Here is a 25,520-nt window from a genome sequence, read left to right as displayed (position 1 = left end):
CGGCCCTTTTGTTTTTGGCGAAAACGGTGGCGACAACTGCTACAGCTCATTTTCCAGACGGGTAAGCAGTGTTACGACTTCATGGGACGCCCGTTGAAGCTGCTCGTACGCTTCCTGGGCGCCGGCGAGATCCTCGGCCTGGTATTTTTCCACTGCCTGCTTGGCGTAAAAATGTACTAATTTGTGCGGCTCCTCCAGCTTTTTGAAGGTCGGGTTGTTGCGCACAAGCGGCGGCAAGTCGCTGTAGTACCACGTCCCCAGTCGGCAGTGATGGTGCGAGGCCATTTCTGCGGCGACCAGGTTTTCCAAACCAAGGAACATGTTGTAAATTTTCCATTTCCACAGCAAATGATCCGTTTTGGCCACGCGCACGATGTCTTTGTAGCTCAATTTGACATTGATCGTAAAGAACGTCTTGCGGTACTCATCCATTTTCCGGCTCAGTTCGAGAATGATTTGCGCGGTGTTTTTGGCGATTTGCTGCGAATGTGTGCTCAGGTCAAAAATCGTGGAGTTGCGGTGGGCGATATCCGTGACAGAAGAAGCCTGTTCCTCGGTCATGGCGGCAATTTGCGAGGTGGATTGGCTGATTTCCTGCATGGTGGACACAATCTTGTTCAGGGCGACATCGGCGAACTGGGCTTCCCCGACGCTGCGCTCCACCAGCTTGCTCGTGCTGTCCATCTGCTCCGTCACTCGCTTCGAAACTTGTTGCAGCGACTCCATGTTGTCTGTGATCCGGCTGATCTGTTCTTTTGTATGCTCGGCCAGCTTGCGCACCTCAGTGGCTACGACTGCAAAGCCGCGCCCTTGCTCTCCGGCCCGGGCGGCCTCGATACTGGCGTTCAGCGCGAGCAGGTTGGTCTGCTCGGCGATTTCCCGAATGATGCGGATGACGTCCTGTGTCTGATGAATCTCCTGATTGAGCTGGTTTACCCTGCTCATGACCTCGACAAAGACGTGGCCCACCTGGCGGATGTCGCCGAGAGCGGCATTGATGATCTGTTTGCTCTGTTCAGCGGATTGCACCGCTTCGTCTGTCCCTTCCGCGACTTTGACCGCGTGGTTGGCGACTTCCTGAATCGAGGCGCTCATTTCTTCCGTTGCGGCGGTGACGCTGTGGCTTTCCTCGATCTGCTCGTCCATTCCCGAGATAAGCTGCTTCGTCGTGTCGAGCTGGGTCATATGGTTGAGCATGCCGGAGATGCCGAACAAAAACGATTTGAACGTCTCTTCCATATACACTTCCACAATCAGTTGCTGATCGAATGCTGCCAATTTTTGCACAGCGGTGACCATTTTCATCATCTGATGCGGCTGATTGCTCCATTTTTCCATCAAAATCGTGGTCATGATCTGAATCAGCAGATGGTGTGCAGAAATAAAATGATCGGCTGTCAGATGAATGCGGCTGTGAACTTGCCCGATGACAATTCTCGTTTTCACGTACTCATGGTTGACTTCTGCTGTGAGAAACTGCTCCAGGTGGACCTCCAAAGTTTTTTTCAACCGCTCCAGGCTGGAGTTGTCGAGGATGATCTTCTGGAGGTGGGGAACGTTAGTGATCGACTGGTAAAACTTGGATACGATCTCTGCTTTAAAGGGGTAAAGCGTGGTAGCAGCCTCTTTGACGTGCGCCAATGTATCCTGATCCACGCCCAAAAAAGACAGGCGCTCTTTCACGCGTTCGCCCACTTCGGTAATGTCAGTTGCGTGGGAAGCTTTCACATACTCATTCCATGGCTTTGCTTTCTTTGCAAAAAATTGCATGCAGACCTCCGAATTTTACATTTTATTGATTTACTCAAAAATTGAGAAAGAGGGGGCGATTGCCATTGCTGCAGCTTGCCGTTTCTGAGCAGTGGACAAGGCCTTTGTTCTGGGATAAAATAAACCGACTCTACAACGAAAATAGGGTCGGTTGCACTACTCGCTCCCAGCCATTCAAGTGCCCACATACAAACGGCTGATCTTCGCTTTCCTTATTGAAGAGGAATATATAGAGCATAATATATAGTCATATTATCCTATGTTTATACAAAAGGGAATAGTCAAAAAAACGGTTTGCACATTGGCGTGCACCGGGTCATTTTTCCGATTTTCATCGGCTTGCGACCGCTTTTGCAACAGCGAAAAGTGCAGGAACAGGAGCCGTTCGCAGGCGGAATATGGTACGCTAATAAAAAGCCGGAATCGCATGTTGGACATCAATACGAGACAAACTGGAGATAGAGTGGCATGCCAGGCTCAGCCAGGAAAAGGAGGGTGACCACCAGTGCTAGAGCAGATGCAAGTACGTGACACACGAAAGCGTCCTCTCCGTGATCTGCGCATTTCCGTGACAGACAAATGCAATTTTCGTTGCCGGTACTGTATGCCGGCTGAAATTTTCGGGCCGGAGTTTGAATTTTTGCCGCAGCACAAGCTGCTGTCGTTTGAAGAAATTACCCGCTTGACCCAAATATTCACAGCGCTCGGCGTGCGGAAAATCCGGATTACGGGCGGAGAACCGCTCGTGCGCAGGGATTTGCCTGAATTAATACGAATGATTCGAAAAATAGAGGACGTTCACGATATCGCCATGACGACCAATGGCTCGCTGCTCGCCCGCCATGCCCAGGCTTTGAAGGAAGCCGGGCTTGATCGCGTCACCGTCAGCCTCGACAGCCTGGACAACGAGCGGTTTGGCATGTTAAACGGCAGAGGCTATCCGGTGGATGCTGTGCTCGACGGGATTCGCGCGGCGGCGGAAGCGGGACTCGGGGTGAAAATCAACATGGTCGTCCAGCGCGGTGTCAACGACCAGGACATTTTGCCGATGGCCCGTTATTTCCGCGAGCAAGGCCATACGCTGCGCTTCATTGAGTTCATGGACGTAGGTAACAGCAACGGCTGGAAGCTCGATCAGGTCGTGCCTTCCAGCGAAATCGTCCGGATGATCGGCGCAGAAATGCCGCTCGTCCCGGTCGAGGCGAACTACTTCGGCGAGGTCGCTTCGCGCTACCGCTACGAGGGGAGCGATCAGGAGATTGGGCTGATCTCGTCGGTGACACAAGCCTTTTGCTCTACCTGTACGCGGGCGCGGCTGTCGGCAGAGGGGAAAATGTACAACTGCCTGTTCGCCTCCGCCGGCTATGACTTGCGCGAGCCGCTGCGCAGCGGGCGAAGCGACGAAGAAATCCAGGAGCAGATTCGCGCGATCTGGGAAAAGCGCGACGAGCGCTATTCGGAAGAACGGCTGGACGAAACGCCGGGGCTGCAAAAGCGTCCGAAGGTGGAAATGTCCCACATCGGAGGATAAAAAGCGATAAGCCTTGACAAAGACAACTCTACCTTGTATTATAAGTTGCGTGTATAAACACTTCATACTTCGAGAACAAGCAGAGGCGCCCAGCTTCTCACCTGGGTCGACGTCCGACACGACTGTTGACAGGTAACTCTTATGCAAAGATCCTTGGATCTGATGAAATTGCTTAGGTGAGATATGTGCGGGCGCAGATGCGTTCGCACATTTTTGTTCCTTCTCGAAATTGACGGAGGTGGCAAGTATTAGCAAGGATCAAATGTTAATCAACGAAGCGATCCGTGCCCGTGAAGTCCGTTTGATCGGCGCTGACGGGAGCCAATTGGGAGTCGTACCCTTCAGGGAAGCGTTGCGCATTGCCCAGGAAGCCGAACTGGATCTGGTAAACGTTGCTCCGACAGCCAAACCGCCTGTATGCCGTATCATGGACTACGGAAAGTTCAAGTACGAGCAGGCGAAAAAGGAGAAAGAAGCACGGAAAAACCAGAAGATCATCGAGCTGAAAGAAGTGCGTTTTTCTTCTAACATCGAAGAACACGATTTTCAAACCAAGCTTCGCAACGTCCGCAAGTTCTTGGAGGATCACCACAAGGTGAAGTGTACGATCCGTTTCCGTGGACGTGAAATCACCCACTCCGAAATCGGGCTTGGCGTTATGGAGCGTGTAGCTGCTCAGTGTGAAGATCTCGCTACGCCTGAGCGTAAACCGAAGATCGAGGGCCGCAGCATGATTATGATTCTGGCTCCGAAAGCGGAAAAGTAAGATAGTAGTTTAGACAGGAGGACTTTTCAGATGCCTAAAATGAAAACCAACAAGGCTGCTGCAAAACGTTTCAAAAAGACTGGAAGCGGCCAATTGAAGCGCGACCGCGCATTTGGTAACCACATGTTCGCCAACAAAACGACTAAGCAAAAGCGCCACCTGCGCAAAGCTGCACTCGTTTCCAAAGGCGATCAAAAACGCATGGAGCAAATGCTCACTTACCTGTAAGTTTTCGCATCATTACACACATTACGCAGCATGAGCTCCCTAAGCGCCTAGCAGTAGGCCGCCATGCTGGAAAGACCAGGAGGAGTTTAGTATGCCAAGAGTAAAAGGTGGCATTGTTACACGCCGTCGTCATAAGAAAATCCTGAAGCTGGCGAAAGGATACTTCGGTTCCAAACATCGCCTGTTTAAATCCGCTAATGCGCAAGTAATGAAATCCCTGCTTTATGCATACCGCGACCGTCGTCAAAAGAAACGCGACTTCCGCAAACTGTGGATCACCCGTATCAACGCGCAAGCTCGCCTGAACGGTCTGTCCTACAGCCGTCTGATGCACGGCCTGAAAGTGGCTGGCATCGAAGTGAACCGCAAAATGCTGGCTGACCTGGCTGTGAACGACAAAGCTGCGTTCAACGAACTGGCAGCAGTTGCAAAAGGCAAACTGAACGCGTAAGCACATACGCAAAAAGCAAAGCCGATCTTTCCTGGTGGGGAAGGTCGGCTTTTTTTGCTTGTCGGAGAGGCTCTCCCCTATGAATGAACATCCGAAAAGCGCAAGGGCAGCAACGAAACGCCATCGTTTTTTTAAGAAAATGGACAACGGGCGTAGAGGCGGCTCCGTCTCAGGTTGGAGCAAAAAACAATCTCCCGTCCGTGTCGAGAGGATGGCTCCCTGCCGTACAATAAAAAGCGTCAAAGGAAAACATTGGATAGGAGAGAGTAGAGATGAAAAAACAAAAGTGGATGGTAATGATGGGTGCAACTGCGGTGGTCTGTTCGGCGCTGTTCGTTCCGGGAGCGTTCGCCAAAGAAAAGGATGATGCCTACGTAGCACCCGTCGTCTTCATCACAGGAGCACCGGCGACACAAAATGTAGACCAGGCGAATCTCAACACGATTCCGACAGGCAGTTCGTTTATTTTCCCGGCAGCAAACAGTGACTCTGACAAAAAATAAGAGGGAGCAATCCGCGAGGAGCGATCGGGCTACAGGTCTGGTCGCTCTTTTCGTTTCTTTCGGTGCCGTCGCGGCAGTTTTGTCAGCAGGACGAATCGCCACTTCCTGCCTCCCGACATATGATGGTGGGGGAATCCTAGCAGGAAAGGAGTTTCGCTGATGAGCAATCGCCAGAGGATGGCGGACGAAGAGCTGCAAGTGTGGGCGTACCGGATGGAAGCCAAATCCCCGCAGGATGTGCTTGTTCTGGCGGTGGAACACTTCGCAGGCAACCTCGTCCTCGCCTCAAGCTTCGGTGCCGAGGATGTCGTGCTGATCGACATGCTGCACAAACTGGCCCCGACGATACCTGTTTTTTATCTCGATACGAACAAACATTTTCCCGAGACGTACGAGACGCGCGACAAGCTGGAGGAGCGGTACCAGACGAAATTTATCCAGGTGCTGCCCCAGATGACTCTGGCTGAGCAGGAGAAGAGCCACGGAGACAAATTGTGGGAGACAGACCCGAATCTGTGCTGCCAAATCCGCAAAGTAGAGCCTTTGACACGGGTGCTGTCCGGCTACGACGCCTGGATTACCGGCATTCGCCGCGATCAGGCGCCTACCCGCGCCAATGCGAAAAAAGTGGAATGGGACGATAAATTCAAGCTGGTGAAGTTCAACCCGCTCGCGGACTGGACGATGGACCAGGTGTGGGCATATATACACGCGAACGATGTCCCCTACAACCCTTTGCATGACCGCAATTATCCAAGTATTGGCTGCAGTGTTTGCACCCGGCCTGTCCAGTCAGGGCAGGACCCGCGCGCGGGCCGCTGGGCCGGCTTTGACAAGACCGAATGCGGCCTGCACAAGTAAGGGAACAAAAGGGAGGACACGCTATGCATACGATCTCGCCACACGGTGGGACGCTGATTGAACGGCTGGAAAGTCAGCCGGAAGCGATAACCAGAGCCGCTGGCAAAAAAGCAATCGTGGTCGATCAATGGACGTTGTCTGACATAGACTGCCTCGCCATTGGCGCCTTTTCCCCGCTGACAGGCTTTCTTTGCGAGGACGACTACCATTCCGTCGTGGAGCGGATGCGGCTCGCAGACGGGACGGTTTGGCCGCTGCCCGTGACGCTGGCAGTCGATGCGGCCGAGCACGCGGACATCGAGCCGGGGGATGCGGTATGGCTGCGCGGCGAAGATGGCGAAGACTACGCCATACTCCAGGTGCAAAGCCTCTACCAGCCCGATAAAGCCCGGGAGGCAAGACAAGTGTTTCGGACAGCGGACCGGGCGCATCCGGGAGTGAAAAAGCTGATGGAAAAACCGGGGCTGTACGTGGGCGGTCCGGTGCATGTGCTCAAGCGGCCGCAGCCCGAGCGGTTTGCCGAATATTATTTGACGCCGCGCGAGACGAGAGAGCTTTTTTCCCAAAACGGCTGGAAGAGCGTCGTCGGCTTCCAGACGCGCAATCCCGTCCACCGGGCGCACGAATATATCCAAAAGGCGGCAATGGAAATCGTCGACGGGCTTTTTCTCAACCCGCTGATGGGGGAAACCAAGTCAGATGACATCCCCGCGCAAGTGCGGATGAAAAGCTACCTCGCCCTGCTGGAAAACTACTACCCGAAAGAGCGCGTGCTGCTCGCGGCCTTCCCGGCGGCGATGCGCTACGCAGGTCCGAGAGAAGCGGTATTCCACGCGCTCGTCCGCAAAAACTACGGCTGCACGCACTTCATCGTAGGCCGCGATCACGCGGGCGTGGGCGATTACTACGGGACGTACGACGCGCAGCACATCTTCTCTGCATTTGCGCCAGAGGAGCTGGGCATCCAGTTGCTGTTTTATGAGCACAGCTTTTATTGCACAGCCTGCCAAGGAATGGCGACGGCCAAGACGTGCCCACACGCTGCAAGCGAGCATCTGACGCTGTCCGGGACAAAAGTGCGCGCGCTTTTGCGCAGCGGCCAGACCCCGCCGCCGGAATTTACCCGTCCCGAGGTGGCGCAAATTTTGATCGAGGGACTTCGCGACAATCTGTAAAACAAGTTTACGAACAAAAGGGAAGGGCGGGCATTGCCGGTCCGTTTCCTTGCCCGAGAAAGGGGACAAGCCGAAAGAAAATGTATCCGCTTTCACGCAAAAACCGCGCCGTTCCGGCATTTTCTACTGAGCATTCGTTCGGACGAAAGTATAGTAAAATCTTTTTGTTTTCGTTGACACCCCCAAAGTGCCTAGCTATAATCAGACGTAACACTTTATTTTCTGACAACAACAATATTAGAAATATTGTTATAATAGCAGGCTATGACGAGGATGGTGCGCGTCTCCCCTTTTACAGAGAGCCCTGGTTGCTGAGAACGGGCATAGGGTACGCTGCATTGCTCACCTCTGAGCTGTTTTGCTGAAATTTGCCTCGTGCAAAAAGTAGGGAAAACCGATTGACACCCGTTAGCGTGTTACAGTCCGCATTTGCTGTGACTGGCTGAGATCGGCTGACCGCGAGGCGCCGATAAAGTTGGGTGGTACCGCGAACCCTTTCGCCCCAAAAGACATGGAAACCGAACCGTGTCGGGGCGAAAGGGTTTTTCTATGTGTCCATAGGTATTTTTTATAGCTGCTTTAAGAAGTGGGAGGAGGAGAGGAAAATGAGTGTTGAAATGGCCGAATTGCAGAAAAAGAACGGCATTCCACCGATTCAGTTCGGGGAGGAAGTGACAGGAGCAGAAACGCTTCTGCGCTGTCTGATCCTGGAGGAAGTCGAATACATTTTCGGCTACCCAGGCGGAGCGGTGCTCCCGATCTACGATTCCTTGTACGGGAGCTACTTCAAGCACATCCTGACTCGCCATGAGCAGGGCGCGATCCACGCAGCAGACGGATACGCCCGCGCTACTGGCAAACCGGGCGTATGCATCGCCACTTCCGGTCCGGGGGCGACCAACCTCGTAACCGGAATTGCGACAGCCCAGATGGACTCGGTTCCGCTGGTGTGCATCACCGGAAACGTAGCCCAGTCGCTGATCGGAACCGACGCGTTCCAGGAAGCGAACATTACCGGAATCACCATCCCGATTACGAAGCACAGCTACTTCGTCCGCGATGTCCGCGAGCTTCCGCGCATCGTGAAGGAAGCGTTCCACATCGCTTCTACAGGTCGTCCGGGCCCGGTCCTCATCGACATTCCAAAAGATGTGGCCAACGCGAAGGCGCCGTTCACTTATCCCGACAAGGTCGAGATTCGCGGCTACCGCGACACGCTCGTGCCGACAGACGAAGAGGTGCAGACATTTGTTGACGCGATTGGCGAAGCGAAGCGCCCGGTCATTTTGGCAGGCGGCGGCATCATCGCCGCAAAAGCCGAAGCAGAGCTGCTCGCTTTTGCGGAGAAGACGCGCATCCCGGTTATCAACACGTTCATGGGGCTGGGCGGTTTCCCGGGCACGCACGAATTGGCGCTCGCCATGCCGGGCATGCACGGAAGCTACACAGCCAACCAGGCGCTGCTCAATGCGGACTGTGTCATCGGCCTCGGCGCTCGCTTCGATGACCGGATCACGATGGGACGCACCAAGGAGTTTGCTCCGAAAGCCCGCATCGTCCACGTCGACATCGACCCTGCCGAGCTGGGGAAAAACGTCGAGACAGCCGTCACTGTGGCAGGCGATGTGAAAAGCACCCTGGCCAAAGCGATTCCGGTTGCCCGCAAATGCGATTCCGAGGCGTGGATCAGCCAGTTGAGGGAATGGCAGGCACAGTATCCGTACAAGTACAAAAAAGACGGCGACGTACTGAAGCCGCAAGCGGTCATTGAGCTTCTGTACAGCTCCACAGATGGGGAAGCGATCGTCACGACAGACGTTGGACAGCACCAGATGTGGACAGCACAATACTACAAGTTCAAGCACCCGCGCTCCTTTATCTCTTCCGGCGGCCTCGGCACGATGGGCTTTGGCTTCCCGGCAGCGATTGGCGCACAGATCGCGCACCCGGATCGCACGGTAATCGCCGTAGTGGGCGACGGCGGCTTCCAGATGACCAACCAGGAGCTGGCGATCGTCTCCCAGTACAACATTCCGGTGAAGGTCGCGATTGTGAACAACCAGTGCCTGGGGATGGTTCGCCAATGGCAGGAGCTGTTCTACGACAATCGCTACAGCCAGATCGACCTGACGTGCAGCCCGGATTTCGTCAAGCTGGCGGAAGCGTACGGCGTCAAAGGCTTGCGGGCCACCACTCCGCAAGAGGCAGAAGCCGTTTGGGCCGAAGCGCTGCGCCATGATGGGCCAGTCGTCGTGGACTTCCGCGTCGCGCAGGAAGAAAACGTGTATCCGATGGTAGCGTCGGGCGACACATTAGATCAGATGGAATTGGGGGACGACTAGGATGCAAACACATACGATCGCCGTACTCGTCAACGATCACCCCGGCGTATTGACCCGAGTCGCGACCTTGTTCGGGCAACGCGGCTTCAACATCGACAGCATCACGGTGGGAGGAACAGAGGAGCAAGGGCTGTCCCGGATGATTATTACCACCGGAGCGGATGACCGCCAGATTCAACAACTGATGAAGCAATTGCAAAAGCTGATCGACGTCATCTCGGTGACGAACCTCAGCGAAAACCCGTACGTTTCCCGGGAGCTGGCGCTTATCAAGGTGAGCGCATCACCGAGCCAGTTGGCCGAGTTGAACGGGATTGTCGAGCCGTTCCGCGCCGCGATCGTCGATGTGGGACCTACCTCGCTGATCGTGCAAGTAACGGGTGACACCGAAAAAATCGACGCGCTGCTTGTGCTTTTGCAAAGCTACGGGGTGCTCGAACTGACGAGAACAGGATCAGTAGCGATGGCGCGCAGTATTGTTCCAGCAACAGCCGCAGCAACGGTTTAAATTGCAAAATTCAGAATAGAAATTCAAACTAAACATAATTTTAGGGAGGCTACACAAATGGTAAAAATGTATTATGAAGCAGACGTAAACAAAGAGGTACTGCGCGGCAAAACAATCGCCATCATCGGCTACGGCAGCCAGGGCCATGCGCAAGCGCAAAACCTGCGCGACAGCGGCTATAAAGTAGTAGTAGGTCTGCGCCCAGGGAAGTCTTGGGACGTTGCGGCAAAAGACGGCTTCGAAGTGTTGACAGTGGCCGAAGCAACCAAACGCGCTGACGTGGTGCAAATCCTCATGCCAGACGAGCGCCAGGCGCAAGTGTACCGCGACGAGATCGCGCCAAACCTGAAATCCGGCGCAGCACTCTGCTTCTCCCACGGCTTCAACATCCACTACGCGCAAATCGTGCCGCCTGCTGACGTAGACGTTATCATGTCTGCGCCAAAAAGCCCGGGTCACCTCGTGCGCCGCGTGTACCAAGAAGGCTTTGGCGTACCTGGCCTGATCGCGATCTACCAGGATGCGACTGGCAATGCAAAAGACCTCGCACTCGCATACTCCAGCGGAATCGGCTGCACAAAAGCAGGCGTGATCGAAACGACTTTCCGCGAAGAGACAGAAACAGACCTGTTCGGGGAGCAAGCAGTATTGTGTGGCGGAGCAAGCGAGCTGGTAAAAGCAGGCTTCGATACGCTGGTAGAAGCAGGATACGCGCCAGAGATCGCCTACTTCGAGTGCCTGCACGAGCTGAAGCTGATCGTCGACCTGATGTACGAAGGCGGTCTGGCTCGCATGCGCTACTCCATCAGTGACACGGCTGAGTACGGTGACTACAGCACAGGCCGCCGCATCATCACAGAAGAAACGCGCAAAGAAATGAAAAAAGTGCTGGCTGAAATCCAAGACGGTACATTCGCTCGCAACTGGATCCTGGAAAACCAGGCAAACCGTCCTGGCTTCACTTCCCGCCGCCGTCTGGAAGCAGAGCACGGCATCGAGGTAGTCGGACAACAACTGCGCGGCATGATGTCCTGGCTGAACAAAGAAACGAAAAAAGAAGAAGCGAAAATCGGGCAATAAGGACCCGTATAGAGAGACATATATAATGTAGGAAAAAAAGTGGAGGTGAAAAGTTCATGCGGACCATTGAGATTTTTGATACGACATTACGCGATGGGGAGCAGTCTCCGGGCGTCAACATCAGCACGAACGAAAAGGTGGAGATCGCCCTTCAACTGGAAAAGCTGGGCGTAAACAGAATTGAGGCTGGCTTTGCGGCTGCTTCCCCAGGCGACCAAAAGTCTGTGGCCGAAGTGGCGAAGCGGGTGAAAAACTCCACCGTCGTAAGTCTCGCACGTGCCGTCAAAGACGACATGGATAAGGCGTACGAAGCGCTGCGCAACGCGCAAAACGCATCCCTCCACGTCTTTCTTGCAACGTCTCCGATCCATCGCCAGTACAAACTGAACATGAGCAAGGAGCAGGTCCTTGCTCGTGCGGTGGAGGCGGTCACCTATGCGAAAAAATACTTCACAGAAGTACAGTTTTCCGCAGAGGATGCGGCGCGGACAGAGATCGACTTTTTGGCCGAGGTAGTGGAAGCGGTCATCAAGGCAGGCGCGACAACCGTGAACATTCCGGACACCGTCGGCTACATGACGCCGTACCAGTACGGCAACATTTTCCGCGAACTGAAAAAGCGCGTGCCAGAGACAGAAGGAATCCGCCTGAGCTGTCATTGCCACGATGACCTGGGCATGGCTGTCGCAAACAGCTTGGCTGCCGTGGAAGGCGGAGCTACACAGGTAGAAGGTACGATCAACGGGATCGGCGAACGCGCAGGCAACGCGGCGCTGGAAGAAGTGGCGCTCGCACTGGAGACACGCAAGGACTATTACCAGGCGACAACCAAGCTTCATCTGAAGGAAATCGCGCGGACCAGCCAGCTCGTAAGCCGTTTGACAGGAATGATCGTGCCGGGCAACAAAGCCGTCGTAGGCGCGAACGCTTTTGCCCACGAGTCCGGCATTCACCAGGACGGCGTCTTGAAGGAAGTCACCACCTACGAAATCATTCGTCCGGAGTCGGTCGGCTTCAAGTCGAACAAACTGGTGCTCGGCAAGCACTCTGGCCGCCATGCGTTCAAGGAAAAGCTGGTGGAACTGGGCTACCACCTCGACCAAGAGGAAGTCAATGCCGCCTTTGCCGCCTTCAAGGCATTGTGCGACAAGAAAAAAGAAATTACGGACGACGACATTCTTGCCCTGATCGATACAAAAATGGTTCGCGGTGCCGAAGCGTTCCAGCTCGAATCGGTGCAGCTCGCCTACGGCAACATTTCCGTGCCGACGGCAAGCGTCCGCCTGAAGCGGGCTGACGACTCGGTCGTCGAGGAAGCGGCGATTGGCAACGGCTCCGTCGATGCGATCTACAAGGCGATTGACCGCGCCACAGGCGAAGAAGTCACCTTGATCGACTACAAAATTCTCTCGGTCACGCACGGACAGGACGCGCTCGGCGAAGTGTTCGTCCGCCTCCAGCAAGGCGAGCTGACCGTCACTGGCCGCGGAGTCAGCACAGACGTGCTGGAAGCGAGCGCGATCGCCTATGTGCGCGCGATCAACAAAATTTTGGAGCGCCGCGGGGAATCCGTGCCAGTCGCTGCAAACTAGAACAAAACGGATTGGATAGGAAAAAAGAAACCAGCAAGGAACGAAAAACCATTACAGAAAAGAAAAGCGGGATAAACGATGAAGAAAAATTATCGCATCGCCGTTCTTCCTGGTGACGGTATCGGACCAGAGATCATGCAGGAAGCAGTCAAAGTCCTTCAGCTTGTAGGAGAGCGCGAAGGCGTCACATTTACGTGCGAGGAAGGCCGGATCGGCGGAATCGCCATCGACACCGACGGAACTCCGCTGCCGGAAGCGACCGTCAAGCTGGCGAAGCAGGCCGATGCGGTGCTGCTCGGTGCAGTAGGCGGCCCGAAGTGGGATCAAAATCCGGGGCACCTTCGCCCGGAGACAGGACTTTTGGGGATTCGCAAGGAGCTTGGGCTGTTTGCCAACATTCGCCCGGCGACGATGCACAGATCGCTCGTCGAAGCTTCTACGCTCAAGCCGGAAGTGGTGTCCGGCGTAGATTTGATCGTGGTGCGCGAGCTGACCGGAGGCATTTACTTCGGGGAGAAAAAGCGCTACGACGGTCCGAACGGCGAAGTAGCCGAAGACCAATGCATTTACACCGAAGCGGAAGTCGAGCGGATTATCCGTGTAGGCTTTGAGATCGCTCGCAAACGCCAAAAGCGTCTCGTGTCTGTCGACAAGGCGAACGTGCTGGAAAGCTCCCGCCTCTGGCGCAAGGTAGCAGAGCGGGTAGCGGCCGACTACCCGGATGTCGAGCTGTCCCACCAACTGGTCGACTCGTGCGCGATGCAACTCGTGCGCGCTCCGAAGCAGTTTGACGTCATCGTGACGGAAAACATGTTCGGCGACATTTTGAGCGACCAGGCCGCGATGCTGACAGGCTCGATCGGCATGCTGGCCTCGGCAAGTCTGGCAGCGGGAAGCTTCGGGCTGTACGAACCGGTGCACGGCTCCGCTCCTGACATCGCCGGAAAAGGCATTGCCAATCCGCTGGCAACGATCCTCTCTGTCGCGATGATGCTCCGCCTCTCGCTCGGCATGGATGAGGCTGCGGCGGCAGTAGAAAACGCCGTCTGGTCCGTCCTCGAAGCGGGACACCGCACAGGCGATATCGCGGCAGATCCGAGCAAGGCGATTGGCACAGTAGCAATGGGCCAACTCGTGCGCGACGAGCTGTCCCAACAATGGCAGCCTAAGTAAAAAAAGCAAAAAAGAACCCTGCCACGGCGTCCAGATGGACAGCGGCAGGGTTTTTGCGCGTTCAGCCGATGGTGATTGAGCCATTTTGGCGAGCGAAAATACGCCCTCTGCTCTCGCCGGCATACGGGCGTATCGTTGTCTGGCCCCCGATAATATTACCGCAGCAGCGCAGCTCCCAAGCGATGCAGCCAATGCTTCAGCTCCCGTTCCTCCATCGGAGCGAGCGGGAAGCGCACAGCCGGGCGGCGCTTCGTGTCAGCAGGCTCGTCGGCTACGCGGAACGCATGGCCGCAGGTCAGCTCCAGACCTTCTTCGCGCAGGATGGCGACGACTCTTTCTTCCAGCTCGGTCGCGTTTGCGGTCGGCGTGCCCCACTCGATCCACGTGTTGAGCCCGCCCGTGATCGGGTACATGCGCGCGTGGGCCGGGAGAGCGTGGTTCTTTTCCTTCCACAGCCGCAAAAAGCGGGATTGGAACAGTGCGCGGCGGTCCGCCAAATACACCTCGGAAAACCACGGATCGTCGAGCAGCCGGACCGCTGCCTCGACGACGAGCAAGGACGGCTCTGCTCCGGTCATGGACACGATCTGCCTGTAGCGTTCCAGTTCCTCTTCGCTAAAATCGGCAGGCAGCATCAGGACTCCTAGCTGCAGGTCGCGCGCCAATGTTTTCGACAGAGAGTGCAGGTAGTACACCTCGACAGGGCTTTTTTGCTGAAAAGCCATCTCGTAGATCGGCTTGCTCGGCTCCTCGAACCAGAGGTCGCCGTAGTGGTCGTTTTCCACGATGCGCACGCTGTGCCGTTCAGCCCAGGCGAGCAACTCTTCCTTGCGCTTCAACGAGTAGCTGATGCCTGTCGGGAAGTGGTAGTGCGGGTTGATTAACAGCCAGTTGGCCGGGTAGTGCTCCTGTTCGGCATCGAGCGCTTCGATGCTGACTCCTTCTTCGTCCAGGCGGATCGGGCGGACGGTGATCCCGCACTGGCTGAGCAGGCGCAAAAAGACCGGGTAGCTGTATTCCTCTACGTAGACGACATCGCGCGGATTCATGACACGCTGCGCGAGAAAGGCGAAGCCGCTGGTGCTGCGGTTGAACAGCAGCACGCGCTCGGGCGAGTGCGGCAAGCCGCGTCTCTTCAGGTGATCGGCGAATACTTTGGCCGCCTGTGTCCGTCTGATTTTCTTTTGCGCGGAAGGCTCGTCCAGCACGGTCAAACTGTCGTAAAAAGCGCCGCGCAGCCGCTTGACCAGCTCTTCGCCAGGGCGGGGCGAGGAGTCAGCCAGCGAGGCAATCGGGATGTCGGTCAACGGCAAGCGGCTTTCCAGACGAGCTTCCTTTGCGAGCGTCGTCAGGTAGTAGCCTTTGCCGTGCACGGCTTCCAGCCAGCCTTCCAGCGCGAGATGGTCGTACGCCTTTTTCACGGTTTCCAGCGAGCAGCCGCTGACGGTTTTCATGTCCCGCAGCGAGATCAATTGTTGTCCGTCTACAAGAAAGGCCCCGCGCAGAATAGCCGTTTTCAGTTGGTCGGCTAGCTGCACATAAATCGGCGTATGGGATTGCTTGTGAAAATGAAACGAAAAAAATGGGCGTTCTGCCATCCGGGTACGCCTCCTTGTCTGTCAAAAATAACTGTCACCAGCATTATATCGAAAACAGCGTCTTCTAGGGTAGAAGAAGTGAAGAAATCGTTGCAAAAGGACGGTTGGCAAGACCCGTGCCGAGAGAAAATGGTAGAATAAGAGAAACAAGCCAGCAGAAAATGAGGGAGATCACGATATGAGCACACAGGAGCACAAGGCGCTGTCACCAAAACAGGTGACGTGCATGGTCATTACCGTTTCCGATACGCGAACCGAAGAGACGGACAAGAGCGGACAATTAATGAGGCAACTATTAACCGAGGCAGGGCATCACGTCGCCCTCTACCAGATCGTCAAGGACGAGCCTGCCGAGGTGACTGCCGCGATTGAAGCGGGAATCGCGCATCCCGAGGTGCAAGTCATCCTGCTCAACGGCGGGACAGGCATCTCGCCGCGAGACAACACGTTCGAAGCCGTCTCCGGTTTGCTGGAAAAGGAAATGCCCGGCTTCGGCGAGCTGTTTCGGATGCTGAGCTATACGGAGGACATCGGTTCGGCGGCCATGCTCAGCCGCGCTGTGGCGGGCACCAGAGGGGGAAAAATGATCTTTTCCACGCCTGGCTCGACTGGGGCGGTCAAGCTCGCGATGAATCGGCTGATTGTGCCTGAGCTGGGGCATGTCGTGCGCGAACTGAATCGCTGAGCGGGGCCGGGCCGGATTTGCCGTGCTCTGGCCTCGTATGGTACTGTTACGAAAGGAATCGCCCGGTTGGACGCCAGACCATCGTTTGCCTGATGGTTTTTTTCGTCGCCGGATTTTGTGCAAGGAGAGTAGACCCATCCATGAAGATTGTACTATCGACCTTAAATGCCAAGTTCATCCACTCCTCGCTGGCCTTGCGCTATTTGCGCAGCTACGCCCAGAAAGCTTTTCCGGGCATCGAGCTGGTGGAGTACACGATTAACGATGTGACGCTCAACATCGTCGCAGACATCTACAAGCGACAGCCCGATATCGTCGCTTTTTCCTGTTATATCTGGAACATTCGCGAGACGCTCGATGTGATCCGCAATCTGAAAAAAGTATGCCCCGACGTCGCTGTCATTCTCGGCGGGCCGGAAGTGACCTACGACGCGGACGAGTGGATGAAAAAGCATCCGGAGATTGACGTGATCGCCATCGGAGAAGGGGAGCAGACTTTTTTGGAGCTGCTGCAAGCCTATCAGGAGGCGAAAGCCGAGGGCAAGCCTCCTCGCCTGCGGGATGTAGCGGGAATCGCCTATCGCGACGACGAGTACGTTCGTTTTTCGGCACCGAGAGCCCAGATTGAAGAGATGGATACGATTCCGTCGCCCTATGCGGATCATCTCGACGAGCTGAACAACCGCGTCGTCTATTTCGAGGCATCCCGGGGGTGTCCGTTCAAATGCCAGTACTGTCTGTCTTCCATTGAAGACGGGGTGCGCTACTTCAGCCTGGAGCGGGTCAAGGAAGACTTGCTGCGGCTGATTCGCCACGGTGTGAAGACGATTAAATTCGTGGACCGCACGTTTAACATCAATAAAAAGTATGCAATGGAGATTTTCCAGTTCCTCATCGACAACCACAATGGAACGGTGTTTCAATTTGAGATTACGGCCGATATTTTGCGGGCGGACGTGCTCGACTTTTTGACTGAAAACGCACCGCCGGGCATTTTCCGCTTCGAAATCGGCGTCCAATCCACCAACGACGAGACAAACCGCCTCGTACAGCGGATTCAACGCTTCGACCGTCTGGCCAGAACCGTGACGCAGATCAAGGAGTCGGGCAAAATCGACCAGCACCTGGACTTGATCGCAGGCTTGCCGGAGGAAGACTACCAGTCGTTCCGCAAGACGTTCAACGATGTGTTCGCCCTGCGCCCGGAGGAGTTGCAGCTCGGCTTTTTGAAAATGCTGCGCGGGACCGGAGTGCGAGCGCGTGCCGCCAACCACGGCTACGTGTTCATGGATGAAGCGCCGTACGAGATTTTGGGCAACAACGTCCTCTCGTTTGCGGACATGCAAAAGATCAAGCGGGTGGAAGACGTCCTGGAAAAATACTGGAACGCACACCGGATGGACCTCACGCTGGAGTGGCTGTTGGCGAATCAGTTCGAGACGCCGTTTGACTTCTTCCAGACGTTTGGCGACTATTGGGAGCAGCAGGGCTGGAGCCGCATCGGCCATCAGCTTGAAGATTTGTTTTTGCGACTGCAAGCTTTTTTGCAGCACGAGAACGTGGAGGGGCTTCGGCATGTGCAGAGCTTGATGAAGTTCGATTACTTGCGCAACCAGAAGCATCGTCCGCGCAAGCTGTGGTGGGAGGACGTCCTGGACAAAGAGGCGATGCAAAAGACGTACGCCGCCATCTACGAGCAGCGCGACCGGCTGCGCGAAGACTTTGCCGCGCATGCCGCTCTGGAAAAAGACTATTTCAAGCACACGGTAACGGCGAAGGTGACGTTTGACATTGAGACGTGGCTGAGAACCGGGGAAGTTATCGAGGGCGATTTTACGCTGGTCGTGTACTATCCGTATAAAAAGGAAGATAAGAACGATTTTGCAGTCGTGAATCAGGAGGTACATGCTGCCGGCTGATCGCAGGGAAAGCGAAGCAGCACGAGCTTTCACGGGGAAGGAGGGAGCGCGATGACGTGTGCCTTTACGACAGCGGCTATCCGCTTGCTCGCGAGCCATGCGGATGCCAAGAACGCCGGGCCGATGGAGCGGTACATGAAAAATCAGTTTCCTTTTTTGGGGATCAAGGCTCCGCTGCGCCGCGAGCTGTCCAGACAGTTGTTTCGCGAGCACGGCATCCCGCAAGACTGGGAGCAGGTCGTGGCGCGCTTGTGGGCATTGCCTGAGCGCGAGTACCAATACGTGGCAATGGATCTGTTGGCAAAGACGAAAAAGCAACTGACACCCGAGCACCTGCCGCTTGTAGTCAAGTGGATTACAACGAAGTCGTGGTGGGATACGGTCGACTATCTCGCCGCACATACAACAGGCACGCTTTTTTCCCGCTACCCCGAGCTGATCCGCCCGAACACGACTGACTGGGTCAAAGGCGATAATATGTGGCTCGCGCGGACGGCGCTCCTGTTTCAGCTTTCTTACAAGGCCAAGACGGATCGGGAGCTGCTTTTCGCCTTGATTGAGTCCTGTGCGGCTTCCAAGGAGTTTTTTATCCAAAAAGCAATCGGCTGGGCTTTGCGGGAGTATGCCAAGACAGAACCGGAAGCAGTGCGTGGCTTTGTGGAAAGGACTGTGCTGTCGAACCTGAGCAGGCGGGAGGCGCTCAAGCATCTTGGCTGATGGACGGGCTGTTTTTGTCCGTGATTTCTTCGCTTGATAAAAATGGTTCATCTATTGCAAAATAGACAAGTACCTTTTTACGTGTTTGTACGTAATTACTAAGAGTCACATACTGCACGAGAGCCGCTGCCAGCCTGCGCAAGATTTTGCCGCCAGTGGCGAAGATAGGGGATTTTGCCTCATGGAAATCAACCTGCTGATGTCAATCATAGAGCAATACGGCTACGTCGCGATTTTTTTCCTGCTCTGGCTGGGAATCGTCGGCTTGCCCATTCCGGATGAGCTGGTCGTGGCGACCGGAGGCTTTCTCGCCTCGATCGGCCTTCTGGACCCGTTTTACTCGTTTTTGGCCGGGTACATGGGCGTTGCCTCCGGATTGACCATCGGTTTTTTGTTGGGAAAATACTTCGGAAAGCCGATCCTGCAATGGCTGTCCAAAAGCGAAAAGATGCGGCACGCCGTCGAGCGGTCCACGGGTCTTTTGGAGAAATACGGGACGACGGCTTTGTGCATCAGCTACCTGTTCCCGGTTGTTCGCCACGTCGTTCCGTATTTGGTGGCGCTGGGCGGCATGACGTATCGCCGCTACGCGCTGCTTTCGTATCCGATCGGGCTTGTCTGGACCATCGCGTTTTACTTCCTCGGCTACGTGTTCGGAAACAACGTGGAGGCGATTATCGGGATGATTCGCCAGTACGGCTTCTACGCCTTGCTGGTCATCGTAGTCGCGCTGGCCGCCTGGCTGATCGTGCGCAAGGTCATCGTCAGCAACCGGGCGTTTCGGGCAAAAGGAGAGTAGGCGATGAGACATGAGCAGGTGGCAATCCACAGGCGCAATCGCAATCTGGTGCTTGCGGCCGGATGGCTCCTCGTCCTTGCGGGGTATTTCAGCTACGAGGCGATCGTCGTGGCTGCGGGCGCCCTCGTTTTGAACGGCTATGCCTGGTTTTTGATGCGTGCGGACAAGCGTCTGGCGAAAAAGAAAAGCTGGCGGATTCCCGAGGCCAGTCTCCTTTTGGCCGCTTTTCTCGGCGGAGGGCCAGGCGCATTGGCGGGGATGCTGATTCATCGCCACAAGACCCGGCACGCCTCCTTTTTGTTTTTGGTCCCACTGTTTTGTATGTTGCAAATTGCGCTGGTCGTCTGGATCGGCCGACAATAAAGCAAGAATCTCGTGAGCAACGATGGCGCGAGGTTCTTTTTTTGTTTGGCTGCTTGCAAAAAAGATTACTGTCAGAAAACTCTGAATTGTATATTGCGCATTTCGGGAATCAAGCCTATAATAAGAAGTGTAGTCAACATTATCGAATATTGTTCGATAATATCGAACGAAAAGGAGGAACATGAGCGAGAAGTTTATCCAATCGGTAGATCGAGCCATCGACATCCTGGAGTTGTTTTCTCTCACCGAGCCAGAGCTGAGCGTCAAGGAGATCAGTGATCGCCTGAAGCTGTCGAAAAGCACGGTTCATGGCTTGATGAAAACATTGGAGCACAGGGGGTACCTGGAACAAAAGCCGACCGATCAAAAGTACAAGCTGGGGCTGCGCCTGTTCGAGCTGGGAAATCTGGTCGGCAGTGGAATGGAGCTGCGCAATCTCGCCTATCCGATCATTCAGAGCCTCGTGGCGACGCTGCAAGAGACGGTTCACCTGGTCGTGCTCGACAAAGACGAAGTGGTGTACGTGGAAAAAGTCGAGGCGCCTGCTTCTCTGCGGATGTACTCCATGCTCGGAAAGCGCGCTCCCTTGTACTGTACGGGGGGAGGGAAGGCGTTGTTCGCCTATTTGGACGAGGCGACTGTCGATCGCATCTTGCAACAAGCAGATTTGAAAGCGCTTACCCCTTTTACGCTGACCGACCCGGAGGCGATCAAGCGGGAGCTGCAAAAAATTCGCGAGCAAGGGTACGCGATTGACGACGAAGAGATCGAAATCGGCTTGAAATGCGTAGCCGCACCGATTTTCAACCACGAGGGGAAGGTGATCGCCTCCATCAGTTGTGCCGGGCCCAAGCACCGTTTCTCCGACGACAAAATGACGACGTTCATTCAGCAAGTCAAGCATGCCGCACTGGCGCTTTCCAGGCGGTTTGGGTATCGAGGCTGATGGGCAAAAAAAGAGACTTCCCTCTTGTTGGAGCAGTTTTCAAGCGGCCACCCGAAAACACCACAGGGAGAAGTCTGTACAGAACCATTCGTCAACCATACCCAAACCCCTGCCGCCTGTTCGAAGAAATGTGCCGTTTTGCCAGGGAGAGCTGCTGCTTTTGCCGCCCCCGGCCGACGATGACGTTGTTTTGCAGCAAACCAATCCAAACCAGCCAAAGGAGCGTGTCGTATCATGAGCACCATCACCAAACCGGTCAACATCTGGAAGTTTATCGAGGAAAACAAGGACAGTTTGAAACCGCCAGTGAACAACAAGGTCGTCTGAAAAATGCCGAGCTGATGATGATGGTGCTGGGCGGCCCGAACAAGCGCCGCGACTTCCACGCCGACCCGTCCGAAGAAATTTTTTACCAGCTTAAGGGCGATTGCTACGTGGAAATCATCAACGCCGAAGGCAAGCGGGAGGTAGTGACGGTGCGCGAGGGGGAAATGTTTCTCTTTCCAGCGAATGTCCCGCATTCCCCGCATCGCGTGGCAGATACGATCGGCCTGGTCATCGAGCGCAACCGCGATCACGGCGAGCTGGAAGACCTCGTCTGGTTCTGCGAAAAATGCGACCACGAGATGCATCGGACACGCGTGCAGTTGACAGATATCGAAAAGCAAGTAAAAGAAGCGATTCATGCGTTCAATGGCAGTGAAGATTTGCGGACATGCAAAAACTGCGGGCATGTAGCATCCGAGGAAGTGAACGAATGGCAGCCAGAATAGACTTCCTCTGCAGAGGCGGCGGAAGCGATGGCCCGGCTGCAAAACGATTTCATCGCCGACACGGTGCGCCAATATCCCGATCGGTTCATCGGACTCGGAACGGTTCCGCTGCAGGACGTGGACCGCTCGATCCGCGAGCTGGATCGCTGCATTCATCAGTTAGGGCTGAAAGGAATCGAGATCGGCACGAACATCAACGGGCAAAACCTCGACGATCCGGCCTTCCTGCCGTTTTTTGAAAGCTGCGCGAAGTGGGACGTGCCGCTGTTTGTCCATCCGTGGGAGACGCTGGGCCGGGAGCGGATGCCGCGCCTGGACCAAGGCTGGAACGTCTGGCCGCATCTGCGCGTGACAGAGCAGCCGCCAAGCTTCTATACGAAAAACTTTTACTTCGACTCGCTGAGTTACGAGCCGCTGAACATCCGGCTGTTGCTCGAACGGTTCGGCCACGAAATGCGCGACACCGTTTAGTGCGAAGTAAAGCAGATGGACGAGGCGGCGATTCGCCAGTCTGTTTTGGAGATCGTCGAGCAGGTGCAAGCGTACGTTCCCGGCTATCGGCTGAAGCAGGAGCCGCTGTTCGAAGAAAATCGCGTGACCGTATTTCTGGAGGTCGAAGGTGCGGGAGACTACTTCCCGCCCTACGCTGGCAATTTGGACATCATGACGGCTGCGGCTGTGCGGGTGGGAGAAGAGGTCGCCCGTCATCTTTTGGATGGGAGAGGGGTAAGCCTTGGAACAAAATAGCGATCGACCAATCAAAATGACAGAAGTTTGCTTGCGCGACGGCAGCCACGTCGTCGCCCACCAGTTCACGCGCGAGCAGGTGCAGGCCGTCGCCCGAGGGCTGGATGAGGCAGGCGTTCCTTACATCGAGGTGAGCCACGGAGACGGTCTGGGCGGCTCGACGATCCAGTACGGTCGCTCGCTCGTCGACGAAATGGAGCTGATCGAAGCGGCGGTCGCTTCGTGCAGGCAAGCAAAAGTCGCGGTGCTGCTCATACCGGGCATCGGCACGGTGCATGAGCTGAAAGAAGCGCAAAAGCGCGGGGCGGGACTTGTCCGGGTAGCCATGCATGTGACCGAAGCGGACGTCTCGGCGCAGGAGCGGGCAACGCGCAGACAGAGGTGTTGATCGCGGTGCTCGATCGCATGGGCGTCGATCTCGGCATCGACCTGTACAAACTGATGGATGTCGCCGAAGACATCGTCGGTCCAATCATGCCGCATTCGCAGGAAATCCGCAAAGGCAGTCTCGTCATGGGCTATGCGGGAGTGTACTCCAGCTTTTTGTTGCATGCAGAGCGGGCGGACAAACGCTTCGGCGTCGATCCGCGGGATATTTTGCTCGAAGTCGGCAGACGCAAAGCCGTCGGCGGGCAGGAAGACATGATTATTGATGTGGCGGCTGAGCTGGCGAAGCTGCAAAGGGCGGGGGGGGGGATGACAAATGGCAGTGACGCAGGAAGTACAGAGAGAGATGGTCGAATATTTACTTGCGGCATACCGCGAGTGGCGCGAGGTGGAGAAGCTGACAGCCCGCTGCCCCGATTTGCCCATTGCGACGGCCTATGAGCTTCAGCAGCAACTGATTGCGCGCATGGAAGCGGATGGCGAGCGCTGCATCGGCTTGAAGCTGGGCTTGACCAGCCGGGCCAAGCAGCAGATGATGGGCGTGCACGAAGCGATTTACGGCTACTTGACGGACGGGATGCTCGCGCTGGAGTGGGAGCCGCTTTCCTACCGACGCTTCATCCATCCGAAGGCCGAGCCGGAAATCGCGTTTTTGCTCGGGGACGATCTGGCGGGCACAGCCGTTACGAAAACTTCCGCTTCACCCTCCCGGACGTCGTGGCGGACAATTGCTCCTCTTCGGCTTTTCTCGTCGGCAGCAAATGGGTAGCGCCCGACGAATACGATCTCGCCCTGGCTGGTGTGGTCATGAGCAAAAATGGCGTCATACAAACTACAGGCTCTGGAGCGGCCGTGCTCGGTTCGCCCGCAGCGGCGATGGCCTGGGCTGTCAACAAGCTGGGCGAGCGCGGCCTGGGCTTGAAAAAAGGCCAGATCGTCCTGTCCGGCGCGATCACGGAAGCGATTCCGTTCGAGCCGGGGGATGTCATTACGGTCACTGTCGACGGCCTCGGCAGCGTCTCCTTTGGCTGTCAGGCATAGACAGCCAACACGGGCAGCGACTTTTCGGACTGTCGAAAAAGACAGAGGTGGTTTTGATGCCGATTGTACAGGTGTCCATACTGGAAGGGCGAGACAAGGAACAGATCAGGCAAATGATCGAGGGAATTACCCAGGCTGTCACTGCCAGCTTGCAAGTAAAGCCGGACCAGGTCCGCGTGCTGGTAACAGAGCTTCCCCCTTCCCACTGGGGCGTGGGGGGAGTCACAAAAGAACAAACCCGTTTTCTGTAACGGAAATTTCAAGGAGGTTACGATGGCTCAATCATCCATTCCACTCAGCAAAAACTACGCGCAGCAACTGGATGCCCAGGACGAGTTGGCGAAATACCGCGAAGAGTTTTACTTGCTGCCTTCGATGTACCTGGATGGCAATTCCTTGGGACTGATGTCCAAACGAGCGGAGAAAAGCTTGCAGGACATTTTGCAGTCGTGGAAAGAGCTCGGCATTGACGGGTGGACAACCGGCGAGCATCCGTGGTTTTTCCTGCCAGAAAAACTGGGCGAAATGAGCGCATCTCTCGTCGGCGCGGAGCCCGAGGAAGTAATCGTCACAGGCTCGACCACGGTCAACTTGCACCAGCTCGCCGCCACCTTTTATCACCCGGAAGGTAAAAGAACGAAAATCATCGCGACCGAGCTTGATTTTCCGACAGACATTTACGCCTTGCAAAGCCAAATCAAGCTGCACGGCCTGGACCCAGAGAAAGAGCTGATTCGCATCGCTTCGCGGGATGGCCATCTGATCGAGGAGGACGACATCATCGCCGCCATGACCGAGGAAGTCGCGCTCGTCATCTTGCCGACCGTGCTCTATCGCAGCGGACAGTTGCTCGATATCGAACGGCTGACCAAAGCGGCGCACGAAAGAGGCATCCTCATCGGCTTTGACGGCTGCCACTCGGTCGGAGCGATCCCGCACTCCTTCAGCAAATGGGGAGTCGACTTCGCTTACTGGTGCAACTACAAATACGTCAACGGCGGCCCTGGCAGCGTCGGAAGCCTGTATGTCAACCGCAAGCATTTTGGTAGAGTGCCGGGCTTGACTGGCTGGTACAGCTCGAAAAAAGACAAACAGTTCGATATGGAGCACACGCTGGATGTATGCGAGACGGCAGGCGCTTATCAACTGGGCACACCGCATATGCTGAGCGTCGCACCATTAATCGGCTCGCTGGAAATGTTCCAGGAAGTGCCAATCGAGAAGCTGCGGGAAAAATCGTTGAAGCTGACCCGCTACATGATGGACTTGATCGAAGTGGAGTTGGCAGGCATGGGCTTTGCCATTGCCAATCCGCAGGAAGACGAGCGCCGCGGCGGCCACGTCAGCCTGGAGCACGAAGAAGCCGTCCGGATTTGCAAGGCGTTGAAGGAGAGCGGCATCATCCCTGACTTCCGCGCTCCGAACATCATTCGCCTCGCTCCGGTTGCTTTTTACAACACGTACACCGAGGTGTGGGAAAGCGTGCAGGTGCTAAAAGCGATCATGCAAGAAAAACGGTACGAAAAATTCGAGAACAAGCGCGGTGTTGTCGCCTAGTCGCTTGG

22 protein-coding genes, 5 pseudogenes and 1 riboswitch are annotated in these 25,520 nt (G+C 55.6%); of the genes and pseudogenes, 25 read left to right on the top strand and 2 right to left on the bottom strand.

All coding sequences use genetic code 11. The annotated features are described in order from the left end of the window. Nucleotides 1–39 precede the first annotated feature (39 nt). Nucleotides 40–1,770, bottom strand: a complete 1,731-nt coding sequence (locus M655_RS19775; RefSeq protein ID WP_005829341.1) for a methyl-accepting chemotaxis protein — start codon at nt 1,768–1,770, stop codon at nt 40–42. 136 nt (nt 1,771–1,906) lie between these two features. Beyond that, nucleotides 1,907–1,990: riboswitch (cyclic di-GMP riboswitch) on the bottom strand. Nucleotides 1,991–2,287: 297 nt separating this feature from the next. Here M655_RS19775 and moaA point away from each other — a divergent pair. From moaA to leuB, 12 genes are all read left to right on the top strand, one after another. Beyond that, entirely contained in the window at nt 2,288–3,301 is a 1,014-nt protein-coding gene (gene moaA / locus M655_RS19770) for a GTP 3',8-cyclase MoaA (RefSeq protein WP_165329027.1), read from the top strand. Nucleotides 3,302–3,563: 262 nt separating this feature from the next. Beyond that, a complete protein-coding gene (gene infC / locus M655_RS19765; protein ID WP_005829338.1) occupies nt 3,564–4,067 on the top strand; it encodes a translation initiation factor IF-3 in 504 nt (167 codons plus the stop codon). A 30-nt stretch (nt 4,068–4,097) separates the two neighbouring features. Beyond that, entirely contained in the window at nt 4,098–4,295 is a 198-nt protein-coding gene (rpmI, locus tag M655_RS19760; RefSeq protein ID WP_005829336.1) for a 50S ribosomal protein L35, read from the top strand. A 91-nt stretch (nt 4,296–4,386) separates the two neighbouring features. Beyond that, the gene (rplT, locus tag M655_RS19755) at nt 4,387–4,746 is read left to right on the top strand and encodes a 50S ribosomal protein L20 (RefSeq protein WP_005829335.1); all 360 of its coding nucleotides are present in this window, start codon (nt 4,387–4,389) and stop codon (nt 4,744–4,746) included. A gap of 272 nt (nt 4,747–5,018) precedes the next feature. Continuing rightward, entirely contained in the window at nt 5,019–5,249 is a 231-nt protein-coding gene (locus tag M655_RS19750) for a hypothetical protein (protein WP_005829333.1), read from the top strand. A 159-nt stretch (nt 5,250–5,408) separates the two neighbouring features. Next, entirely contained in the window at nt 5,409–6,110 is a 702-nt protein-coding gene (locus M655_RS19745; protein ID WP_005829332.1) for a phosphoadenylyl-sulfate reductase, read from the top strand. Nucleotides 6,111–6,133: 23 nt separating this feature from the next. Continuing rightward, nucleotides 6,134–7,285: a sulfate adenylyltransferase gene (gene sat / locus M655_RS19740; protein WP_007776549.1), complete on the top strand. Its 1,152-nt coding sequence runs from the start codon at nt 6,134–6,136 to the stop codon at nt 7,283–7,285. 605 nt (nt 7,286–7,890) lie between these two features. Continuing rightward, on the top strand, nt 7,891–9,627 hold the full coding sequence (gene ilvB, locus M655_RS19735; RefSeq protein ID WP_005829328.1) for a biosynthetic-type acetolactate synthase large subunit: 1,737 nt from the start codon (nt 7,891–7,893) through the stop codon (nt 9,625–9,627). 1 nt (nt 9,628) lies between these two features. After that, nucleotides 9,629–10,135 (top strand): acetolactate synthase small subunit, encoded by a 507-nt coding sequence (gene ilvN, locus M655_RS19730; RefSeq protein WP_005829326.1) that lies wholly within the window; start codon nt 9,629–9,631, stop codon nt 10,133–10,135. A gap of 57 nt (nt 10,136–10,192) precedes the next feature. Next, nucleotides 10,193–11,215, top strand: a complete 1,023-nt coding sequence (gene ilvC / locus M655_RS19725) for a ketol-acid reductoisomerase (RefSeq protein WP_005829324.1) — start codon at nt 10,193–10,195, stop codon at nt 11,213–11,215. Between the two features lie 56 nt (nt 11,216–11,271). Beyond that, on the top strand, nt 11,272–12,807 hold the full coding sequence (locus M655_RS19720) for a 2-isopropylmalate synthase (RefSeq protein ID WP_005829322.1): 1,536 nt from the start codon (nt 11,272–11,274) through the stop codon (nt 12,805–12,807). A 78-nt stretch (nt 12,808–12,885) separates the two neighbouring features. Next, complete coding sequence (leuB, locus tag M655_RS19715; protein WP_026557747.1) at nt 12,886–13,980, top strand: 3-isopropylmalate dehydrogenase; 1,095 nt, start codon at nt 12,886–12,888, stop codon at nt 13,978–13,980. A 155-nt stretch (nt 13,981–14,135) separates the two neighbouring features. Here leuB and M655_RS19710 read toward each other — a convergent pair whose 3' ends face one another. Next, nucleotides 14,136–15,578, bottom strand: a complete 1,443-nt coding sequence (locus M655_RS19710; RefSeq protein ID WP_005829318.1) for an aminotransferase-like domain-containing protein — start codon at nt 15,576–15,578, stop codon at nt 14,136–14,138. Between the two features lie 178 nt (nt 15,579–15,756). On the opposite strand from M655_RS19710, the gene M655_RS19705 reads away from it, so the two are divergent. From M655_RS19705 to kynU, 13 genes and pseudogenes are all read left to right on the top strand, one after another. Beyond that, the gene (locus M655_RS19705; RefSeq protein WP_005829317.1) at nt 15,757–16,263 is read left to right on the top strand and encodes a MogA/MoaB family molybdenum cofactor biosynthesis protein; all 507 of its coding nucleotides are present in this window, start codon (nt 15,757–15,759) and stop codon (nt 16,261–16,263) included. A gap of 140 nt (nt 16,264–16,403) precedes the next feature. Continuing rightward, the gene (locus tag M655_RS19700) at nt 16,404–18,182 is read left to right on the top strand and encodes a B12-binding domain-containing radical SAM protein (protein WP_026557748.1); all 1,779 of its coding nucleotides are present in this window, start codon (nt 16,404–16,406) and stop codon (nt 18,180–18,182) included. 51 nt (nt 18,183–18,233) lie between these two features. Continuing rightward, nucleotides 18,234–18,899, top strand: coding sequence for a DNA alkylation repair protein (locus tag M655_RS19695; protein WP_035423007.1), 666 nt, complete (start codon nt 18,234–18,236; stop codon nt 18,897–18,899). Between the two features lie 181 nt (nt 18,900–19,080). Further along, nucleotides 19,081–19,698, top strand: coding sequence for a DedA family protein (locus M655_RS19690; RefSeq protein ID WP_025844155.1), 618 nt, complete (start codon nt 19,081–19,083; stop codon nt 19,696–19,698). 3 nt (nt 19,699–19,701) lie between these two features. Continuing rightward, nucleotides 19,702–20,061, top strand: coding sequence for a DUF1294 domain-containing protein (locus tag M655_RS19685; protein ID WP_026557750.1), 360 nt, complete (start codon nt 19,702–19,704; stop codon nt 20,059–20,061). 181 nt (nt 20,062–20,242) lie between these two features. Continuing rightward, nucleotides 20,243–21,007, top strand: coding sequence for an IclR family transcriptional regulator (locus M655_RS19680; protein WP_026557751.1), 765 nt, complete (start codon nt 20,243–20,245; stop codon nt 21,005–21,007). A gap of 234 nt (nt 21,008–21,241) precedes the next feature. Continuing rightward, a pseudogene (locus M655_RS19670) lies at nt 21,242–21,780 on the top strand (3-hydroxyanthranilate 3,4-dioxygenase). A 9-nt stretch (nt 21,781–21,789) separates the two neighbouring features. Next, nucleotides 21,790–22,233 (top strand): annotated as a pseudogene (locus M655_RS19665) (amidohydrolase family protein); the annotation flags it as partial. Continuing rightward, nucleotides 22,234–22,527: pseudogene (locus tag M655_RS19660) on the top strand (acetaldehyde dehydrogenase (acetylating)); the annotation flags it as partial. It abuts the pseudogene before it with no gap. After that, nucleotides 22,514–23,217, top strand: a pseudogene (locus M655_RS19655) (4-hydroxy-2-oxovalerate aldolase family protein); the annotation flags it as partial. The pseudogenes M655_RS19660 and M655_RS19655, both read left to right, overlap by 14 nt. Nucleotides 23,218–23,230: 13 nt before the next feature. Continuing rightward, a pseudogene (locus tag M655_RS19650) lies at nt 23,231–23,955 on the top strand (2-keto-4-pentenoate hydratase). Between the two features lie 56 nt (nt 23,956–24,011). Continuing rightward, nucleotides 24,012–24,206, top strand: a complete 195-nt coding sequence (locus tag M655_RS19645) for a 4-oxalocrotonate tautomerase (protein ID WP_007776590.1) — start codon at nt 24,012–24,014, stop codon at nt 24,204–24,206. A gap of 22 nt (nt 24,207–24,228) precedes the next feature. Next, nucleotides 24,229–25,512, top strand: coding sequence for a kynureninase (kynU, locus tag M655_RS19640; RefSeq protein WP_007776592.1), 1,284 nt, complete (start codon nt 24,229–24,231; stop codon nt 25,510–25,512). The last annotated feature ends 8 nt before the right edge of the window (nt 25,513–25,520 follow it).

Origin of the sequence: Brevibacillus sp. NSP2.1, assembly GCF_000470975.2 — a bacterium.
Classification (GTDB): domain Bacteria; phylum Bacillota; class Bacilli; order Brevibacillales; family Brevibacillaceae; genus Brevibacillus; species Brevibacillus agri.
This window is presented reverse-complemented; position numbering and strand designations above follow the sequence as displayed.

What these genes read in the sequence shown, in the direction of transcription:
- M655_RS19775 (WP_005829341.1), bottom strand. Translation starts at nt 1,770, where the DNA reads ATGCAATTTTTTGCAAAGAAAGCAAAGCCATGGAATGAGTATGTGAAA.
- M655_RS19680 (WP_026557751.1), top strand. Translation starts at nt 20,243, where the DNA reads ATGAGCGAGAAGTTTATCCAATCGGTAGATCGAGCCATCGACATCCTG.
- sat (WP_007776549.1), top strand. Translation starts at nt 6,134, where the DNA reads ATGCATACGATCTCGCCACACGGTGGGACGCTGATTGAACGGCTGGAA.
- moaA (WP_165329027.1), top strand. Translation starts at nt 2,288, where the DNA reads ATGCAAGTACGTGACACACGAAAGCGTCCTCTCCGTGATCTGCGCATT.
- leuB (WP_026557747.1), top strand. Translation starts at nt 12,886, where the DNA reads ATGAAGAAAAATTATCGCATCGCCGTTCTTCCTGGTGACGGTATCGGA.
- M655_RS19705 (WP_005829317.1), top strand. Translation starts at nt 15,757, where the DNA reads ATGAGCACACAGGAGCACAAGGCGCTGTCACCAAAACAGGTGACGTGC.
- ilvC (WP_005829324.1), top strand. Translation starts at nt 10,193, where the DNA reads ATGGTAAAAATGTATTATGAAGCAGACGTAAACAAAGAGGTACTGCGC.
- rplT (WP_005829335.1), top strand. Translation starts at nt 4,387, where the DNA reads ATGCCAAGAGTAAAAGGTGGCATTGTTACACGCCGTCGTCATAAGAAA.
- M655_RS19685 (WP_026557750.1), top strand. Translation starts at nt 19,702, where the DNA reads ATGAGACATGAGCAGGTGGCAATCCACAGGCGCAATCGCAATCTGGTG.
- M655_RS19750 (WP_005829333.1), top strand. Translation starts at nt 5,019, where the DNA reads ATGAAAAAACAAAAGTGGATGGTAATGATGGGTGCAACTGCGGTGGTC.
- M655_RS19645 (WP_007776590.1), top strand. Translation starts at nt 24,012, where the DNA reads ATGCCGATTGTACAGGTGTCCATACTGGAAGGGCGAGACAAGGAACAG.
- kynU (WP_007776592.1), top strand. Translation starts at nt 24,229, where the DNA reads ATGGCTCAATCATCCATTCCACTCAGCAAAAACTACGCGCAGCAACTG.
- ilvN (WP_005829326.1), top strand. Translation starts at nt 9,629, where the DNA reads ATGCAAACACATACGATCGCCGTACTCGTCAACGATCACCCCGGCGTA.
- M655_RS19700 (WP_026557748.1), top strand. Translation starts at nt 16,404, where the DNA reads ATGAAGATTGTACTATCGACCTTAAATGCCAAGTTCATCCACTCCTCG.
- rpmI (WP_005829336.1), top strand. Translation starts at nt 4,098, where the DNA reads ATGCCTAAAATGAAAACCAACAAGGCTGCTGCAAAACGTTTCAAAAAG.
- M655_RS19690 (WP_025844155.1), top strand. Translation starts at nt 19,081, where the DNA reads ATGGAAATCAACCTGCTGATGTCAATCATAGAGCAATACGGCTACGTC.
- ilvB (WP_005829328.1), top strand. Translation starts at nt 7,891, where the DNA reads ATGAGTGTTGAAATGGCCGAATTGCAGAAAAAGAACGGCATTCCACCG.
- M655_RS19745 (WP_005829332.1), top strand. Translation starts at nt 5,409, where the DNA reads ATGAGCAATCGCCAGAGGATGGCGGACGAAGAGCTGCAAGTGTGGGCG.
- M655_RS19720 (WP_005829322.1), top strand. Translation starts at nt 11,272, where the DNA reads ATGCGGACCATTGAGATTTTTGATACGACATTACGCGATGGGGAGCAG.
- M655_RS19710 (WP_005829318.1), bottom strand. Translation starts at nt 15,578, where the DNA reads ATGGCAGAACGCCCATTTTTTTCGTTTCATTTTCACAAGCAATCCCAT.
- M655_RS19695 (WP_035423007.1), top strand. Translation starts at nt 18,234, where the DNA reads ATGACGTGTGCCTTTACGACAGCGGCTATCCGCTTGCTCGCGAGCCAT.
- infC (WP_005829338.1), top strand. Translation starts at nt 3,564, where the DNA reads ATGTTAATCAACGAAGCGATCCGTGCCCGTGAAGTCCGTTTGATCGGC.